We start from the raw sequence: 17,068 nt of genomic DNA on the forward strand, positions 1-17,068 counted from the left end.
CCCTCTTCTGGCGCATCCTTGCGCGAATGGTGACGTTAACATCACCGGAGGTACGGCCGATACCGGCAAGGCCGGAGTGCCTGCATGGCGGACGCTCGATCAGGTGCTACCGCGTGCCCCCGCGGCTCTCGGCGGGACCGAGGCCCCAGCGCACGGCGCGGATGGCGACGGCCCCGGCCGGCCCGCCGAGGGACCGGCTGAACCAGGTCTCCACGCCGAGCTCGTCGCGCGCCCAGGAGGGCAGCAGCGCCACGGACCCGGCCGCGAGCAGGCTGTAGGGGACGCGCACCGGCAGGGGTAGCGGTGGCTCGCGCAGGAGGAAGCGCGCGGTGTCGAGGGCCTCGGGCGTGGCCTCGAGCTCGCCGCGGTAGGACTGAAGGCATTCGGCCAGCTCGGCGACCGTCTCCGGCACGACCTCAGCGCCCAGCGCGCGTGCGACCCGCCCGGACTGAGCGACGTACTCGTCCGCCTCGTCGGCGCTGAGCGGCTTCTCGCCGTAGCGCTGATGGGCGGCGAGGAACGAGTCGGCCTCCGCGACGTGCACCCACGTCAGCAGGTGGGGGTCGCTCGCCCGGTACGGGCGGCCGTCGGCGGTCCTGCCCCGCACCCGTGCGTGGACGGCACGCACCCGGTCGATCATCTCCTCGGCGTCGTCCGCGGTCGCGAACGTCGTGAAGGCGAGGAACGTGGACGTGCGTGCCAGGCGCCCCCACGGGTCGCCGCGGTAACCCGAGTGGCCGGCGACGCCCGCCATCGCGAGCGGGTGCAGGGACTGCAGCAGCAGCGCCCGCAGCCCTCCGGCGAAGGTCGCCGCGTCGGCGTGGACCCGGCGGATGGGGCTGCCCGGGGCGAACCAGCGAGGGCCGGGAGTGAGGTGGATGCGGTCGCGAGCCTCGTACCCCTGGGGCCCGGCGACGCGGGTGAAGAGAGCGTCACCCACCCGTGCACGCAGGCGCTCGACGGGGTTCGTGGCGGCCGACATGGTGCCAGTATGGCCCGCCGCGTGCGCGCGTCACAGACTCCGGTCAACCCGCTGTTAGATGCGTCTCACGCAAATTTGCTGAACATGCTTGACTTGCGCCTTGCGCATGTGTCAGCCTCGAAGGGACGGAACCAGGGCGCCTCCCCGGCGGGCGACCAAGCGATGCCAGCCCCTGGCCTCGACAGGGGACCTCCATGCCACGCTCCGGAATCGGTCGCGCCCAGAAACGGCGCGAGCCGCGCGCCGCCTTCTGGCAGCGAACCGGCTCCACCCGGCACGGCCGCCCCCTGACCCGCCGTTCGTCCCTGGCCGTCGCAGCCGTCCTCGCCACCATGGCCCTGACCGCGTCGGCCGGCGACGGCCTGGCCCCCGGGTCGACGTCGACGAGGTACGCCGCGCTCCCGGTCACCCCGTCGGCCGCTCCCACGGCCACCCCGTCGCCGACCGTGGTCCCCGCGGTCGAGGCCAGCACCGAGGTCGCGACGGCGGTGCAGGCCGCCAGCGAGGCGCTCTCCGAGGCCCAGTACGTGACCACCGAGGCCCCCGTCGACACCGCCGCCCGTGACCAGATCACCAGGGCCACGTCCGCGTTGCGCGACCTCGTCGTCGACGCCCGCACCAAGCCGGTTCTGCACGACCGCACGGCCACCACGCCGCGCACCGGTGAGCGCTCGCCCGTCCCGGAAGCCACCGGCCCGACGACGACGGCGGCCGACGCCGCGGCTGCGGTCGCCGAGACGGCGGTCGCGGTCGAAACCGGCACGACGCCGGCAGTCCCCGTGGCCCCCGTCGTCGAGGCGCTGACCGTTCCCGACGAGGCCGGCGAGGCGCCCGACCAGATTCGCGCGACGGCGACGGGCACGCCCGAGGAGACCGATCCGGCGTCGGACATCCCGCCCACGGCCGACGAGGCCGCCATCGCGATCCAGGAGGCGACCGCCGCGCTCAACGCGCTGCTCGACACGACGCCCGTCGCCGCGGTGTCCGTGACGCCCGCGCCTCCCACCCCCGAGGAGATCGCCGCCCAGCGGGCCGCCGCGGCCGCGGCCGAGGCCCAGGCTCGGGCAGCGCGGCTCGCGGAGCTCGCGTCGGCCACCGCCGGATACGCCAACGGCCGGATCCCCGTCGCCCTGCTGTGCGAGCTCTCGTTCGCACCCGGCGAGCGGCTGCGCTGCGACGCGGCCGACCAGCTGGAGCGGTTGAACGTGGCGTTCGCGGCCCGGTTCGGACGGAACCTGACCGTGGTCGACTCGTACCGGTCATACGGGGCGCAGGTCGCCACCAAGACCATCAAGCCTGACCTGGCGGCCGTGCCGGGCACGTCCGAGCACGGGTTGGGCCTCGCGGTGGACCTGTCGGACGGGCTGCAGAGCTACGGCACCGCCAAGTACGAGTGGATGCGCGCGAACGCGCCCGCGTTCGGCTGGGACAACCCGGACTGGGCGCGCGCCGCCGGGACCAAGAACGAGCCCTGGCACTGGGAGTACGACCTGCCCTAGGCTCGCCGCCCCTGGTGGCGGTCATGCCGGCCGGGTCCCTCTGGATGGTCCGGCTCATGACATCACCCTGCCACGACGGCGGTTTGCGGGCAGCGGGTCAAGCCGGAGTGCAGCGCGCCGCCGGCGGCGCGGGCTCAGGCCGGCGACGCCAGCCAGGCGCGCCAGCCGCCGTGCGCGCTGATGTCCGCCCCGGCGGCCGCCGCGTCCGCGGCGCACCCGAACCCCACGGCCCAGCGGCCGTCGTCGAGCTCGACCCGGCCGAGGTTCATCGGTGCAGGGAGCGCCGCGAGGAACCTGCCCAGCGCACCGGCCGAGAGCGCCCAGACCTCGCCGTCCACGGAGACACCGCCGGCGCCGACGCGCGTGAGCCCCGGCTTGGGCGGGATGGTGTCGAGCGCGGCGAGGGAGTACGCCGCGGCGGTCCGTGCCGGACCGAGCCAGCGCGCGCCGAGCGCGCGAAGCTCCCGCTCGAGCGGCTGCCCCGTGAGATGGGCACCGACCACGAGGAGCTCGACCGCCTCCACTCCCCCGTCGACGATCGAGGCGGGCCACGGGAGCGGCCGCTCCGGCAGCGGGCCGGTGCCGCCCGCGTACTCCTCCGGCGGCGGCGCGGGAAGCATGACCCGTCGTGCCAGGTCCAGCGCGACGGCATCGTGGAACGTCCGCGCGACCACGGTGACCCCGAACTGGGCGATCCCGGCCGGCCCCTCGTCGACCGTGCCCGACGGCACGGCGACCGCACACAGGTCGAAGAGGTTGCAGAAGTTGGTGTAGGTGCCGACCCGGGAGTTGGCGGCCACCGGCTCGGCGTCGACCTCGGCAACGGTCGGCTGGAAGGGGGCCGTCGGGACCAGCAGCGCGTCGAACCCATCGAGGAGACCGAGGCACTCGGCGCGCAGCACCTCGAGCCGGGCCAGGTCGCGAACCATGGCGGAGCCGCTGACCTCGCCCGCCCTGGCGATGATGGCGCCGACCGTCGGGTCGACCTGCTCGGGGTGGGCGTCGACGAACTCACCGACCGCAGCGTGCCGCTCGGCGACCAGCCCGCCGTCGTAGAGCAGCCGGGCCGCGGCCAGGAAGGGGGCGAACGGGATCGCCTCGACGACGCACCCGTCCGATCGGAGCCGGTCGGCCGCCTCCTGGAAGGCCTCGGCCCAGGCGGGAGCCATCTCGGTCAGCCGGGCGGGGACCGCGACGCGGGCCGCGGCCGGCGCGGCGAGCGGGGCGTCGACGGGCCAGCGACGCGTGCCGGGGCCACCCGCCATCGCCGCCATCGCGGCGTCGGCGGTGGCGAGGTCGCGGGCGAGGATCGTCACCGCGTCCCAGGACCGGCAGGCGGGGACGACGCCCTCCACCGACACCACGCCGAGGGTCGGCTTGATACCGACGATCCCCTGGAAGGCGGCCGGCACCCGGCCCGAGCCCGCGGTGTCGGTGCCGATCGCGAGGTCGGCCGCGCCCAGCGCCACCGCGACCGCCGAGCCGGAGCTCGACCCGCCGGACACGTGCGTCTCGCGGCGGGCGTCCCGGACGCCCCCGTAGGGGCTGCGCTGACCGACGAGCCCGGTGGCGAACTGGTCCAGGTTCGTGACGCCCACCACGGTGGCGCCGGCGGCGCGGAGCCGGGCGACCGCCACAGCGTCGGTGCCGGCGGGCTCGGTGGCGTACGCCGGGCAGGCGGCTGTCGTCGGGAAGCCGGCCACGTCCACGTTGTTCTTCACCGCGAGCCGGAGGCCGGCCAGCGGCCCGGAGGACGCGGAGAGCTCCGCCTCCACCTCGGCGGCGTCGCGGAGCGCGATGAAGGCCTCTGGGCGGGCGCTCACGAGGCCGGTCCCAGCACGACGAGGGCGTCGCCCGGCGCGACCTGCACCCCGGGGCTCGCGGGCACGGCGGTGACCACGCCGGCGGACGGCGCGGCGAGGTACGTCTCCATCTTCATCGCCTCCAGCGCGACCAAGGTCTGTCCTTCCTCCACAAGGTCGCCCACGGCGACCTCCACCTTCCAGACGTTCGCGACGAAGGGCGCGTCCACGCGGGTGCCCCCCTCGGGCACCACCACGTCCTCCGGGCCGGCCACCTCGACCGTGAGCGCGGCTTCGGCGCGGTCGAACTCTCCGGCCTCCTCCCAGGCCTGGCGTTCCGCGTCGAACGCCGCCCCCTGCGTCGCCCGGAAGGCGGCGATCGACTCGGCGTTGTCGCGCAGGAACCCCTCGTGCTCGGCGAGCGAGAAGGCGCCCTCGGTGATGTCGAGGCTGGTGCGCCCGGCGGCGAGATCGGCGCGCAGGTCGAGGAGCTCCTCGGGCTCGACGGGGTACCAGCTGATCCGGTCGAAGAACCTCAGCAGCCACGGGTCCTGCCCACGAGCGGGGTGCGTGCGCCACACCTGGGTGGTGCGGCCGACGAACTGGTACCCGCCCGGCCCCTCCATGCCGTAGATGCACAGGTAGGCGCCGCCGATGCCGACGGAGTTCTCCGCCGTCCAGGTGCGGGCGGGGTTGTACTTCGTCGTCAGGAGCCGGTGCCGCGGGTCGAGCGGGGTCGCCACGGGTGCCCCCAGGTAGACGTCCCCGAGGCCCAGCACCAGGTACTCGGCGTCGAACACGGTCCGGTACACGTCGTCGACGGAGGCCAGTCCGTTGATCCGCCGGATGAACTCGATGTTCCATGGGCACCAGGGCGCGTCGTCCCGGACGCCGGCCATGTAGCGGGCGATCGCCTCGCGCGTGGCCGGGTCGTCCCAGCTCAGCGGCAGGCGCACCTGCCGGCTGGGGACCACCAGGCCGGTGGTGGGGGGCAGGTACGCCTCGGTCTCGGCGAGCAGGTCGAGCAGGACCCGCTGCGGCAGCACGTCGGTGTCCACGTGCACCTGCAGCGAGCGGATGCCGGGCGTGAGGTCGAGGACGCCGGGCAGGCCGCGCTCGGCCAGCGCGGTGTGGAGCGCGTGGACGCGGGCGCGCAGGGCGAGGTCGAGCACGATGTCGCCGTACTCCACGAGGACGGCGTCGTCGCCCTGGCGGCGGTAGGTGACCACGGGGTCGCCGTCGAGCCGGCGCAGCACGCCGTCGTCCCCGTCGCCGCCGGGCAGGTACGCCGGCAGGTCCAGCAGCCGCGGCGAGGCGGCGGCCTCGCCGCGTACCGGCGCGAACGAGACGGTGTCCCCCGGCCGGAGCTGACCCAGCTTCCAGCGGTCCGCGGACACCACGGTGACAGGGCAGACGAAGCCGCCGAGGCTCGGCCCGTCGGGCCCCAGGAGGATCGGGGTGTCGCCGGTGAAGTCCAGGGCTCCGACGGAGTACGCCGTGTCGTGGATGTTCGAGGGGTGCAGCCCCGCCTCCCCGCCGTCACGGCGGGCCCACACGGGCTTGGGGCCCACGAGCCGGACACCGGTGCGGGCGGAGTTGAAGTGCACCTCGTAGGGGGTGGCGTAGAGCTGCTCGACGTCGGCGCGGGTGAAGAACTCCGGCGCCGCGTGCGGTCCCTCGGTCACCGTGAGGTCCCAGTGGCTGCCGAACGTCGGCCGGCGAACCTCGGGCACGGGGGCCGTGGCCAGTCCGGCCGGCGCCGGCAGGGTGCGCAGCACGTCGCCGGGCCGCAGCGCACGCCCGCCGTGGCCACCGAACCGGCCCAGGGTGAACGTGGCGGCGCTGCCGAGATACTCGGGGACGTCCAGGCCTCCGGCGAAGGCCACGTAGGTGCGCAGGCCCGCCGCCGCGTCGCCGATGTCGAGCGTCGCGCCGGCCGGCACGAGCACCGGCTCCCACTGCGGCACGTCGACACCGTCGACGGTCACTCGCGCCGGAGCCCCGGCGACGCACACCTGCGTGTCGTGGGTGACGATCAGCGCCGGTCCCGAGGCGGTGCACTCCAGGCCGGCGGCGTTCTCCTCGTTGCCGAGCGCGAGGTTGGCCAGCCGCAGGGACCGGTCGTCCATTGCTCCGCTCGGGGGTACGCCGACCTGCCAGTAGCCGACCCGGCCGTCGGCGTCCTGCACCGTGGTCATGAGGCCGGCGCGGGTGATCGCGATGCGTGGCTCCGGGTCGCCCACCCCCGCGAGGGTGCCGGTCGTGTGCAGGGCGGTACGGAAGCCGGGCAGGTCGACCGCTGCCCGCAGCATCCCGAGGTTCACCTCGATGCCGTCGACCCGCGTGCGGTCGAGGGCTCGCCGCAGCAGGTCCAGGGCCGTGTCGCGGTCCTCGGCCGTGGCGATGACCTTGGCGAGCATCGGGTCGTAGGCGGTCGTGACCTCGGTGCCCGTCACCGCCCAGGCGTCGACGCGGATGCCGTCGCCCTCGGGGAGCTCCACGCGGGTGAGGGTGCCGGCGCTGGGCCGGAAGTCCGCCGCCGGGTCCTCGGCGTAGACCCGGGCCTCGACGGCGTGCCCGCGGACCGGGACCGTCCCGGCTTCCCGGTAGCCGGAGAGGAAGGCGTCGTCGCCACCGGCGAGCCGGAGCATCCAGGCGACGAGATCCACGCCGGTCACCTGCTCGGTGACCGGGTGCTCGACCTGGAGGCGCGTGTTGACCTCCAGGAAGGAGGCCTCCTCGCGCGCGGCGTCGTAGACGAACTCCACCGTGCCGGCGGAGCGGTAGCCGATCGAGGCGGCCAGGTCGCGCGAGGCCCGGTGGAGCCGCTCGCGGACATGGTCGGGCAGGGCAGGCGCGGGCGCCTCCTCCACCACCTTCTGGTTGCGCCGCTGCAGGGAGCAGTCGCGGTCGCCCAGAGAGACCACTCCTCCGGCGCCGTCGCCGAAGACCTGCACCTCGACGTGTCGCGCCCGCTCCACGTACCGCTCCGCGAAGACCCCGCCCGAGCCGAAGCTGCGCAGCGCCAGCCCCGCGACCCGGTCGAACGCCTCGCGCAGCTCGTCGTCGTCGCGGCAGACGGTCATGCCGATCCCGCCGCCGCCGGCGGTGGCCTTGAGCATGACCGGGTAGCCGATCCGCTCGACCTCGGCCACGGCGTGGTCGGCATCGGCGAGCAGCCCCGTGCCGGGGAACACCGGTACGCCGGCTGCGACCGCGGCCGCACGGGCGGAGTGCTTGTCGCCGAAGATCCGCAGCTGCTCGGGGGTCGGGCCGACGAACACCATGCCGGCGCCCTCGACCGCGAGCGCGAAGTCGGCGTCCTCGGCCAGGAAGCCGTAGCCAGGATGCACCGCGTCCGCCCCGGTGGTCTTGGCGGCGCGCAGCATCTCCTCGACGTTCAGGTACGACTCGGCCGGCGGAGTGGGACCGAGGAGCACGGCGTCGTCGGCCAGGTGGACGTGCGCGGCCCCGCGGTCCGCCTCCGAGAACACCGCGACGGTGCGCAGACCCAGGTCGTGCGCGGTGCGGATGATCCGGCAGGCGATCTCCCCGCGGTTCGCGACGAGCAGGGTGCGGATCGGACGGGCAGCGGTACGGTCAGGCACCGGCGTACACCACCATCTCCGCGCGGCTGGGGTCGAAGCCGTTGCACGGGTTGTTGATCTGCGGGCAGTTCGAGACGACGACGAGGGTGTCCTTCTCGGCGCGCAGCGACAACGACAGGCCGGGAGCGGAGATGCCGTCCACGATGCCGAGGGCACCGTCCGGGTCGACCGGGACGTTCATGAACCAGTTGACGTTGGAGACCTGGTCGCGCTTGCCCATGCCGTACCTGCTGAGCTCGCGCAGGAAGTTGTCGGCGCACGCGTGCTGGGCGTAGGTGTGGTGGCCGTAGCGCAGGGTGTTGGACTCGCGGGAGCAGGCGCCGCCGAGGGTGTCGTGCCTGCCCACCTCGTCGGCCACGACCGTGAGCAGCGGCTCGTACTCGTTGTCACGGAGCACGCTGCCGGTGGTGAGGAAGACCGTCTCCTGCGCCTGGATGGTGGCCTGGGCACTGTAGGCGCGGGCGGTGTCCTGGGCGTCGTACGCCAGGAAGTCGACCGCCTGGTTGCCGTCGAGGTCGACGATCGTCAGCACCTGGCCCTTCACCAGCACCCTCGACCAGGGCGCCCGGGCGGCCACGGTCTCGCGGTGGATCTCGGGCCCGAACGCGGCCTGGGCCTGGGTGGTCTCGGCGGTGGTCATCGCAGTCCACGTCCCTTCCGGTGGTCGTCGGTGTTCTCGAAGGCACGGTGCCCCTCCGGCGTCGCGCTCCACACCGGATCCGCGGGGGTGGTGACGCGGTCGCGCCACGCGAGGATCTCCAGCGGCGTGGAGGTGTAGCCGGGCCGCGGGTCGAGCGGGTGCGCGGCATTGGCGAGGAGCACGACGACGGGCAGCTCGGTGCGCAGGGTGACGCTCGCCCCCGGTCCGGCCGACCCCTCCCACTGCGGGCGGCCGTCGGAGTCGACGCGGATGCCCTGGAAGAAGGAGACCGACGGCGGGATGTCGCGACGGCCGAGGCCGTTCTTGGCGGCCCCCAGTGCGAGCAGCTCGCGGCCGGCGGGGCTGGGCCCCTCGGGCGCGCCGTCGCCGTAGCGCTCCTCGTTGCGCGCGCGGGACGAGGTGCCGTAGAGCGTGTCGTGGTGACCGGAGGTGTCCTCGAGGACGGTGGCGAGCACCCGGGCCTGGTCGCTGAGGAGCAGATAGCCCCCTCCCGCGTAGACCTGCCACTGGACCTTGACGGTGTCCGCGACGTTGAGCCGTTCCCAGGGCATGTCCGCGTGGTAGAGCACGAGCGACGCGCAGGCGTCGCCCTCCACGTCGGTCAGCCGGATGGTCGTGCCCGGCGCGAGCACGCGGTGCGCGTAGCCGCCGCCCGGGATGCGGTCGGCCCAGACGACGTCGTCGGCGTCGACGCCGGCCGGTGGCTCGGCCCAGCGCGAGGCGGGCACCGTCGGGGCGGCGTACACGACCGTGCCCGCCTGCGCCCGGGCATGCGCCTTGGCACCGGCGGTGGTCGAGGTCTCCTGTGCGGTGGTCACGGCTCCTCCTTCAGGATTTTCTGTCGATCAACAGAAATTCAACGAGGGTCGACGACATCCGGTGTCTCGACCAGGTAAATCTTGTGTAAACCGGTGCACCCCGAGGATCCGCAGCCCCTCCTCAGGGCGGCTGTTAGATTCAGCGGCATGGCTGCGCGTGGACGACCCCGGGCCTCGGGCCCCTCGACCTCGGGGCTCACCACCGAGCAGGACATCCTGGTGGCCGCCGGCCGGCTCTTCTGCACCGAGGGCTACGGCAGCACGAGCACCTACGCGATCGCACGTGCCGCCGGCATCTCCCAGGCCACGATGTACCACTACTTCGCGGGCAAGCACGAGATCCTCCTCGCCCTCCTGCTCGAGACGGTGCGCCCGTCCGTGGAGTACGCCGAGCAGCTGGCCGCCAGCCCGGAGCCGCCGACGGACCGGTTGCGCAAGCTGGTGGCGTACGACGCCCGGCTCCTCGCGTCCGGCGAGGAGAACCTCGGCTCGCTCTACCTGCTTCCCGAGCTCGGCGACGAGCGCTTCGCCCCCTTTCACGCAGAGCGGCAGCGCCTCTTCGAGACCTACCGGGAGCTGGTCGCGGCCTGCCAGGGCTCCAGCCTGGAGGACGCACACCCGGCCGCCAGCCTCGTGCTGGGGCTGGTGGAGAGCCTCATCCTGCGGCGCCGCAACGAACCGCACATGCTGGAGGACGACATCGCGACCAGGATCGCCGATGCCGCCCTCCGCATCGTGCAGGCCTGAGCCCGCCCGTCAGCCGGGCATGACCCGGTTCAGCCGACCTCGAGCTCGGGCTCGAGGACCTCCGTCCGGTCGAGGAGGGCGAGATCGGCCTCCTCGCTCTCGTGCGGGCGGGTCACCAGGGCCGTGAGGACGAAGGCGACGATGCCGGCCGCAGCGGCCACCAGCGTCGCCCAGCCGTCGAACCCGGCCCCGAAGACCTGGTTGTCGAAGTAGAGCAGGTCGTTGGGGATGCCGTACAGCGTCGGGGTGAGCACCAGGAAGACGAGCCGGACCACAAGACCGACCCCGGTGCCGACGAGCGCGGCGGTGGAGGTCGCGCCCCGCCAGAACAGGCCGAGCAGGAACGGCGCGACGAGGCAGGCCAGCATCAGGTCGAAGGCCAGGGTGAGCAGGATCCCGGTCTGGCTGACGCGCACGGCCAGGAAGGCACCGATGACCACGACCGGGAGCATCGCGACGCGCGTCCAGCGCAGGAGCGGGTCGTGGTGGCCGGGCGCCACCTCGCGCTTCACGCCGGCGATGTTGCGCACCGCCACGGCGGAGGTGGCCAGGATGGCGCCGGAGGCGGTGGAGAACGAGGCGGCCACGATGCCGGACAGGACCAGGACGGCCACGAGGGCGGGCGCGTAGCCGTCGAGCAGCTGGAAGATGACGGGACCGTCGTCGAGCACGAGCCCGAGCTGCGAGGAGGCGGTCAGGGCGATGAGTGACCAGGCGACACCGATCACGGTGGTCGCGCCCGCACCGATGAAGCAGGCCCGCTGGGCCGCCTGCGGCGTGCGCGCAGCGAAGATCCGCTGCATGAAGTCGATGGCGACCAGGTCGCCCACTCCCAGGGACACGAGCGTCGCCCAGTTGATCGGCGCGCCCTGGCCGGGGTCGGTCAGCTGGCCGAGGTCGAAGGGACCGAGCCCGGCCGGGATGTGAATGCCGTAGGTGCCGGCCACCCAGACGAAGAGCACGAGCGTGGCAACCACGGTGATGGCGGCCTGGATCACGGCCGCGTACGCGTCGGAGAAGAGCCCGCCACCGATCGTGTAGGCAAGGATCAGCGCCACGGCGAGGACGACCCCGACGGCGTACGGCATACCGGTGAAGTACTCCACCAGGAAGCCCATCCCGACCAGGTTGCCCGCCAGCAGGATGGTGAACGCGAAGACCATGAGCAGCGAGGCCGTGACCTCGACGCGGCGGTTGTAGCGGCGGGCGAAGAAGTCACCCAGGGTGAACAGGCCCATGCGGTTCATCGGCTTGGCGAGGAAGAGACCGGTGATGGTGAGACAGATCGCCAGGCCGATCGCGAGGGAGGCGCCGGCCCAGAAGCCGTACGCCGAGGAGAGGTCGGTGTTGCCGACGGTGGCATTGCTGTCCACCGCCGCGGTGGTGAGGGCGACGGCGACGAGAGGAACGCCGAGCTGCCGGCCGGCCACGAGGTAGTTGGCACTGTCTCCATCGATCTTGCGGGCCACCGCGATGCCGACGGCGAGCACCAGCGCGACGGAGAGCGCGACTCCGGTGATGATCATGAGGGCTCCTGGGGTCGGTACTGCCGGCCGCATTTCGGTCGACCGACAGATATTGCTCACCATTGAGCCGCACACGTGTTACGGCCAGCCTCGCCTGGATGACACGTTTCTGTTAAAACCGGCCGAAACTGGCGGCCCCCGAGCACCCGAGCGGCGCGAGGCAGGGGCCCGACAGCCTGGCCGTGCGTGGTGGGGCAGGCGGCGTACCGTGTGGAGTCCGGGCGGTCTCGGACCGCCACTCGCTGACACGGTCGGTCGCCGCGACGGCCGACCAGAAGTGGACGGATGCCATGGCCATCTCGAGCTACCCGCACGAGTTCGCCATCCGGGCCGCCACGGTTCTCGGTTCCAAGATCGAGGCGAGCATCACGGTCCGCCAGCACGGCCTGACGGTACGTGCGGGCAGCAGCACCGACGCCGCGGCCCGGTGCGACCAGGTCGAGGCGATGGCCGGCGCCGGACCGTGCATCGACGCGATGGATCAGGTCGTCGCCCAGATCGTTCCCGAGATCGCATCGGAGTCGCGCTGGGAGGCCTGGCGCACGAAGGCCGCCGAGGAGGGATTCACGTCCGCGCTCGCCGTGCCGGCACTGGTGACCCCTGGCGTCGCGGTCGCGCTGAACCTCTACTCGCGCTCCGCGGACCCGTGGACGGCCGAGCTGCTCACCGCGGCGGACGCCTACGCCCACCTGACCGCATCAGCGGTGCGGCTGCGGTTCGAGCTGGCCGAGGTCGAGGACGCCGCAATCGGCGTCTACCGGACGATGTCCGAGACGATCGCCACCGAGCGCGCGGTGGGCGCCATCATGCAGACCAACCAGTGCACCGAGGAGGATGCCCGCCGCATCCTCGACTCCGCCGCCCGGAACCGCTCGGTGACCCGGCGGGAGGTCGCCGAGACGATCCTGCGGGCGCTCGTGGTCCCCGACGAAGGGCCCGGGGCCGCGCCGCTCAGCCGTGGATCGTGACGGTGTAGCCGTCGAGATCCTTGAAGGCGAAGGTCAGACCGAACGGACCGTCGAAGGGCGGCACGGCGATCGTGACGCCTCCCTTGACGAGCCGATCGTGCAGCGACTGCGCGTCGTCCGCCTTCATCCAGAGGGCCACGCCGAGGCCGGGATCGCCCGCGTCCAGGTCCACGCCCGGCAGAGGCTCCCGCACGGCGAAAGCGACCGTCTCGGTGGTGAAAACCACCGCGTGCGGCGGCGCCGTGGGCGCGCGGTGCAGTCCCAGGTTCTGCTCGTAGAACGCGGCGGCGCGCTCGACGTCCCGCACCTGCAGGGCGACGAAGGAAGGTCCGGTGACAGTCATGATGGTTCCCGTTCTGGTGTGTCAGGTTGTTGACATGGATTCTGTGTCAGAATATTGACATGAGTCAAGTCGAGGTGGTCGGACGACTGGATGAGTCGGTGGGATACCTGCTCAAGCAGGCCGCGTCGGCCCTGCGTGGCGCCATGGACGCAGAGCTGCGTGCCTTGGAGCTGAGCGTTCCCCAGTACTCCTGCCTGGAGCTGCTGCACCAACGCGAGGAGCTCTCGAACGCCGAGCTGGCGCGCGGGGCTTTCGTCACCCGGCAGTCGATGAATCTCGTGCTGCGGGGCCTGGAGAAGCGCGGCCTGCTCACCCGTCCGACCACGGCGGCAACGGGACGTGCCAGGCCGGCGGAGCTCACCGAAGCAGGGCGAGAGCTGCATCATCAGGCCAGCGTGCTCGTCAGGGCGGTGGAGCAGCAGATGCTCTCGGCTCTCACCGCTGCGCAGGAAGACTCGCTCCGATCGGGTCTCCACGAGTGCATCACGGGTCTCGCCGACCCGGACGCGAACGGTCCCGGCGGACCGTCCCTGTAACCGGTCCCGCTGCTGGTTATCCTCTGGGGGTGACCTCACGCGGCTCGTGGAAGACCGTCACCCATGACTGGTCGGCGACGGTGGATCACGACCACCTCGCAGACATCCGCGCCCGGGCGTCGACGCTCGCGCCGGACCTCGCGCACCTGGTGCTCGAGGTGCTCGCCTATGCCGCCGAGGAGGCCGAGGCGCGCGGTGGTGGCCGCGCCGTCGTCACGCACCATCGCGACGGGACCGTCTCGGTCGCCGACGACGGGCGAGGCACGGACACCCGCCCGGACGGCGGCCGCGCCGTACGCAAGCCGATCATGGCCACCCGCGACGTCCGGTTCTTCGACACCCCCGAACCGCCCGTCCTGCCCGACGGCGTCGCGCGCCGCGGCATGTCCGTGGTCGCCGCGCTCAGCACCCGGCTGGTCCACCTGAACCGCCGTGCGGACGGCGCCTGGACGCAGGCCTACGAGCGCGGCGTACCGGTCACCGGGCTCGACCCGGTCCCGGCGGACGGCTCGACGGGCACCACCGTGACGTTCCTTCCCGACCGTACGCTCGTGCCCCTGACAAGCCTGGGGCCCGACCAGCTGCGGCGAGTGGCCGGGGCGTTCGGCGGCCAGATGCTCCAGGTCGTCGTCCACCTGGCCGACGGCGACGAATGAGATGACGACAGGTGAGATGGCAGCCATGCGGACGACGTTGACGACAGGCATTCCCAGCCCGCCCCTGGAGTGGTCCGCGATCCACCTGGGTCCGCTCACCATCCACGTGTACGCGCTGTGCCTCCTCGCCGGGATGGCGGCGGCGGTCGTGATCACGCAGCGGCGGCTGTCGCCTCGTGGCGGGCCTGACGGCGTCGTGATCGACATTGCGATCTGGGCGATACCGCTCGGCCTGGTCGGCGCGCGGATCTACCACGTCCTGACCCATCCGGACGACTACTTCTACGCCGGCGCCGACCTGTGGGACGTGGTGCGGATCTGGGACGGTGGCAACGCGCTGTACGGGTCGCTGATCGGTGGTGCGGTCGGTGCGTGGATCGGGTGCCGGCGGGCGGGTATCCGCCTGGCGTCCTTCGCCGATGCGCTGGCCCCGGGCCTGCTCGTGGCGCAGGCCGTGGGCCGTCTGGGCAACTACGTGAACCAGGAGCTGTTCGGGCGCCCGACGACGTTGCCGTGGGGCCTGGAGATCGACGCGAACGCGCCGATGTTCCCCGACGACACGCCTGCCGGCACGGTGTTCCACCCGCTGTTCCTCTACGAGATGGTCTGGAACGTCGCCGGGGCGATGGTGCTGCTGGCCCTGGACCGCCGGTTCGGGCTGCGCTGGGGGCGGCTCTTCGGGCTCTACCTGGTCTGGTACGGGCTCGGCCGCAGCTGGCTGGAGCTGATCCGCATCGACCCCACCAGTGGTTCGTGGCTGGGCATCCCGGCCAACCTCTGGACGTCCGTCCTGGTGATCACGCTGGGCCTCGTGATCTTCCTCGTGCAGGGGCGCCGGCACCCGGAACCCGAGGGCTCGGTGCACCTCCCGGGCAGAGAACCGGTGCCTGGGCCGGAGCGTTCGGACGACGCAGAGGCGCCCGCGACGGATTCCTGAGCCGACGGCGGGGCGCACCCGGGCGGTGCGCTAGCGTGCGTCCCTGATGTCCAGCTCAGGAGGATTCGTGACTTCGACCGGCGTGCGCGACGACCTCGGGCTGCGGCCCCATGTCGAGGCCTTGGCGCACCTTGTCACGGCGCGCACGGCGCCGCCGTCGTACGCCATAGCCGTCCTGGGCGAGTGGGGAGGCGGCAAGTCCGCGTTCCTGCGGCGCCTGCAGGCGCAGGTCGAGGCGCGGGCCGCCTCGGGCGACCCAGAGGCTGTGGCGTCGGTGCGGGTCGTCCGGTGGAACGCATGGGCGCACGGCGAGACCTCCGTGATGGTCGGGATCGTCAAGAAGGTCGTCGCCGCGCTGCGCGGCGAGGACGTGACCGCACGCCGTCGCGGGCCCCTCGACGCCCGGCTGCGGGCCCGGCGTCGCACCGCGACGACGAACCGAGCCGAGCGCATGCGTGCGCGGGCCGTCCGGCTCGACCACCGGATCGAGGCCGCCGAGGACGCGAGCGTTCTCGGCACCGTCCTGCACCAGGCCCGGGTGCTCCTCCTGCTGCCGTGGGCGCTGTTCCGAAGCGGGTGGCGCCGGGCGCTGCCGCTCGCCGTCGTGCTCGTGGTCGCCGTGCTGCTCGTCGCCGGGCCGGCGCTCCTGCCCGTCGTCGAGCCCGAGGTCGCAACCTTGTACGCCGAGTCAGGCACCTGGGTCAGAGGGTTGCTCGCCTCGTCGGGCGTCGTGGCGGCGCTGACGGCGCTCGTCGCGGGCTACCGCAGCCGCGTGGCCGAGCTGGACCCGCTGCGCACCGGCATGGTCGGCACGCTGGCGCAGCTCGTCCAGGTCACCTTCGACCAGGAGAGCGCCAAGGCGGAGGCGCGGCTCGCCGAGCTCGACGCCGAGGACGCCATCGACGGCCTGTCCACCCTCCTGCACGACGAGGACCACCAGGGCCGCCTGGAGCGCGCCCACGGGTTCGTCGGAAACCTGCGGGACGATCTCGGGACGTTCGCCGACCAGCTCGCCCAGGCCGAGGAGTACCTGCGACGCCCGGGCGACACCGACGCCGACGGCCGGGTCGAGCGGATCGTGCTCCACGTCGACGACCTCGACCGATGCCCGCCCGACCGGGTCGTCGACGTGCTGCAGGCCCTCACGCTGCTGCTGTCGACGAGCCTGTTCGTCATCGTGGTCGCCGCCGACCCACGGACCCTGCGGCACGCGCTCGAACGCGACGTCGCGGCAGCCACGCACCTGGAGGGCAGCGCGGCCGGGGCGCTCGACCACCTCGACGCCCTCTTCCGGGTGCCCTACGCGCTCCCCCGCCTCGTGCCTCCGGTCAGCGGCCGCTACCTCCTGCGGACCGCCGCCGACCAGGGTCTCCTACCGCATGACCTGGCCCTTGGCCCGGGCGACGACGACGCCCCGGCCGGACGTCCGCCGTCGGCCACCCTGAACGCTCAGGAGGCGGACCTCCTGGCGCTGGTGTGCGAGGCCGTGACCACGCCGCGGGCGGCGAAGAAGCTGCTCACGCTGTACCAGCTGGTCCGGTACGCGACCGGGCCCGACGGCGACCCGCGGCCCGCCGCCCTCCTGCTTGCCCTGCTCGTGGGCGCGCCCGAGCAGACCGCGCAGCTTCTCGGCGAGCTCGATGACCGGGCCGACGCGGCGCACCTCGCCGCCGTGATCGAGGCCCTGGGCGGCCAGCACGCGGCCGCAAGCCACGAGCGGTGCGCCACGTGCGCGGCCTGGAGGCGGATGCACGGCGTCGCGGAGCGCGCAGTCGCCGCAGGAGTCCCGGCCGAGGTGGGCAGCTACCGCGCGTGGGCGCGCGAGGTGGCGCGGTTCAGCTTCCACACGACGGAGCGGCACTGACCTGGTGGACGAACGGTCGGCCGAACGGTCGCGCCAAGAGCGGCCGCCCTCCCGAGGTCGGGCGGGCGGCCGCACGGCGGTGGAACTCGCGCCTAGACGGTGAACCCCACCCTACGCAGCA

Annotated in this window: 14 protein-coding genes; 7 read left to right on the top strand and 7 right to left on the bottom strand. The window is 73.1% G+C overall.

Annotated features, from left to right (window positions below):
* Positions 1 to 106: 106 nt before the first annotated feature.
* Positions 107 to 982: an oxygenase MpaB family protein gene (locus L1785_RS10925; protein ID WP_236089295.1), complete on the bottom strand. Its 876-nt coding sequence runs from the start codon at positions 980 to 982 to the stop codon at positions 107 to 109.
* Between the two features lie 194 nt (positions 983 to 1,176).
* On the opposite strand from L1785_RS10925, the gene L1785_RS10930 reads away from it, so the two are divergent.
* Positions 1,177 to 2,481 (top strand): D-alanyl-D-alanine carboxypeptidase family protein, encoded by a 1,305-nt coding sequence (locus L1785_RS10930; protein ID WP_236089296.1) that lies wholly within the window; start codon positions 1,177 to 1,179, stop codon positions 2,479 to 2,481.
* Between the two features lie 134 nt (positions 2,482 to 2,615).
* On the opposite strand, the gene atzF is transcribed toward L1785_RS10930, so the two are convergent.
* Genes atzF through L1785_RS10950 form a run of 4 tightly spaced genes read right to left on the bottom strand, consistent with a single transcriptional unit; the run spans position 2,616 to position 9,370 of the window.
* Positions 2,616 to 4,304 carry an allophanate hydrolase gene (gene atzF, locus L1785_RS10935; protein WP_236089297.1) on the bottom strand — a complete coding sequence of 563 codons (1,689 nt, stop codon included), beginning with the start codon at positions 4,302 to 4,304 and terminating at the stop codon, positions 2,616 to 2,618.
* Positions 4,301 to 7,891, bottom strand: coding sequence for an urea carboxylase (uca, locus tag L1785_RS10940; protein ID WP_236089298.1), 3,591 nt, complete (start codon positions 7,889 to 7,891; stop codon positions 4,301 to 4,303). Before uca ends, atzF begins: the two co-directional genes overlap by 4 nt.
* Complete coding sequence (locus L1785_RS10945) at positions 7,884 to 8,531, bottom strand: urea amidolyase associated protein UAAP2 (protein WP_236089299.1); 648 nt, start codon at positions 8,529 to 8,531, stop codon at positions 7,884 to 7,886. The genes uca and L1785_RS10945 overlap by 8 nt, the downstream gene beginning before the upstream one ends.
* A complete protein-coding gene (locus L1785_RS10950; protein ID WP_236089300.1) occupies positions 8,528 to 9,370 on the bottom strand; it encodes an urea amidolyase associated protein UAAP1 in 843 nt (280 codons plus the stop codon). Before L1785_RS10950 ends, L1785_RS10945 begins: the two co-directional genes overlap by 4 nt.
* A 147-nt stretch (positions 9,371 to 9,517) precedes the next feature.
* Here L1785_RS10950 and L1785_RS10955 point away from each other — a divergent pair, with 147 nt between their 5' ends.
* Positions 9,518 to 10,117 (top strand): TetR/AcrR family transcriptional regulator, encoded by a 600-nt coding sequence (locus L1785_RS10955; RefSeq protein ID WP_236089301.1) that lies wholly within the window; start codon positions 9,518 to 9,520, stop codon positions 10,115 to 10,117.
* Between the two features lie 29 nt (positions 10,118 to 10,146).
* Here the strand turns inward: L1785_RS10955 and L1785_RS10960 are convergent, their stop codons facing one another.
* Positions 10,147 to 11,643, bottom strand: a complete 1,497-nt coding sequence (locus tag L1785_RS10960; protein WP_236089302.1) for a high affinity choline transporter 1 — start codon at positions 11,641 to 11,643, stop codon at positions 10,147 to 10,149.
* 290 nt (positions 11,644 to 11,933) lie between these two features.
* Between L1785_RS10960 and L1785_RS10965 the strand changes: the two genes are divergently transcribed.
* The gene (locus L1785_RS10965) at positions 11,934 to 12,611 is read left to right on the top strand and encodes a GAF and ANTAR domain-containing protein (protein WP_236089303.1); all 678 of its coding nucleotides are present in this window, start codon (positions 11,934 to 11,936) and stop codon (positions 12,609 to 12,611) included.
* Here the strand turns inward: L1785_RS10965 and L1785_RS10970 are convergent.
* Entirely contained in the window at positions 12,595 to 12,954 is a 360-nt protein-coding gene (locus L1785_RS10970; RefSeq protein WP_236089304.1) for a VOC family protein, read from the bottom strand. The two genes, L1785_RS10965 and L1785_RS10970, sit on opposite strands and share 17 nt — an antisense overlap.
* Before the next feature lie 59 nt (positions 12,955 to 13,013).
* Between L1785_RS10970 and L1785_RS10975 the strand changes: the two genes are divergently transcribed.
* The 4 genes from L1785_RS10975 (at position 13,014) to L1785_RS10990 (ending at position 16,947) form a co-directional block, all read left to right on the top strand.
* Positions 13,014 to 13,490 carry a MarR family winged helix-turn-helix transcriptional regulator gene (locus L1785_RS10975; RefSeq protein ID WP_236089305.1) on the top strand — a complete coding sequence of 159 codons (477 nt, stop codon included), beginning with the start codon at positions 13,014 to 13,016 and terminating at the stop codon, positions 13,488 to 13,490.
* 29 nt (positions 13,491 to 13,519) lie between these two features.
* Positions 13,520 to 14,146, top strand: coding sequence for an ATP-binding protein (locus tag L1785_RS10980; protein ID WP_236089306.1), 627 nt, complete (start codon positions 13,520 to 13,522; stop codon positions 14,144 to 14,146).
* Positions 14,147 to 14,171: 25 nt separating this feature from the next.
* Entirely contained in the window at positions 14,172 to 15,083 is a 912-nt protein-coding gene (gene lgt / locus L1785_RS10985) for a prolipoprotein diacylglyceryl transferase (protein ID WP_372461856.1), read from the top strand.
* A gap of 67 nt (positions 15,084 to 15,150) precedes the next feature.
* Positions 15,151 to 16,947, top strand: a complete 1,797-nt coding sequence (locus L1785_RS10990; protein ID WP_236089308.1) for a P-loop NTPase fold protein — start codon at positions 15,151 to 15,153, stop codon at positions 16,945 to 16,947.
* Positions 16,948 to 17,068 lie beyond the last annotated feature (121 nt).

The sequence above is a fragment of the Antribacter soli genome, assembly GCF_021568775.1.
Taxonomy (GTDB): domain Bacteria; phylum Actinomycetota; class Actinomycetes; order Actinomycetales; family Cellulomonadaceae; genus Antribacter; species Antribacter soli.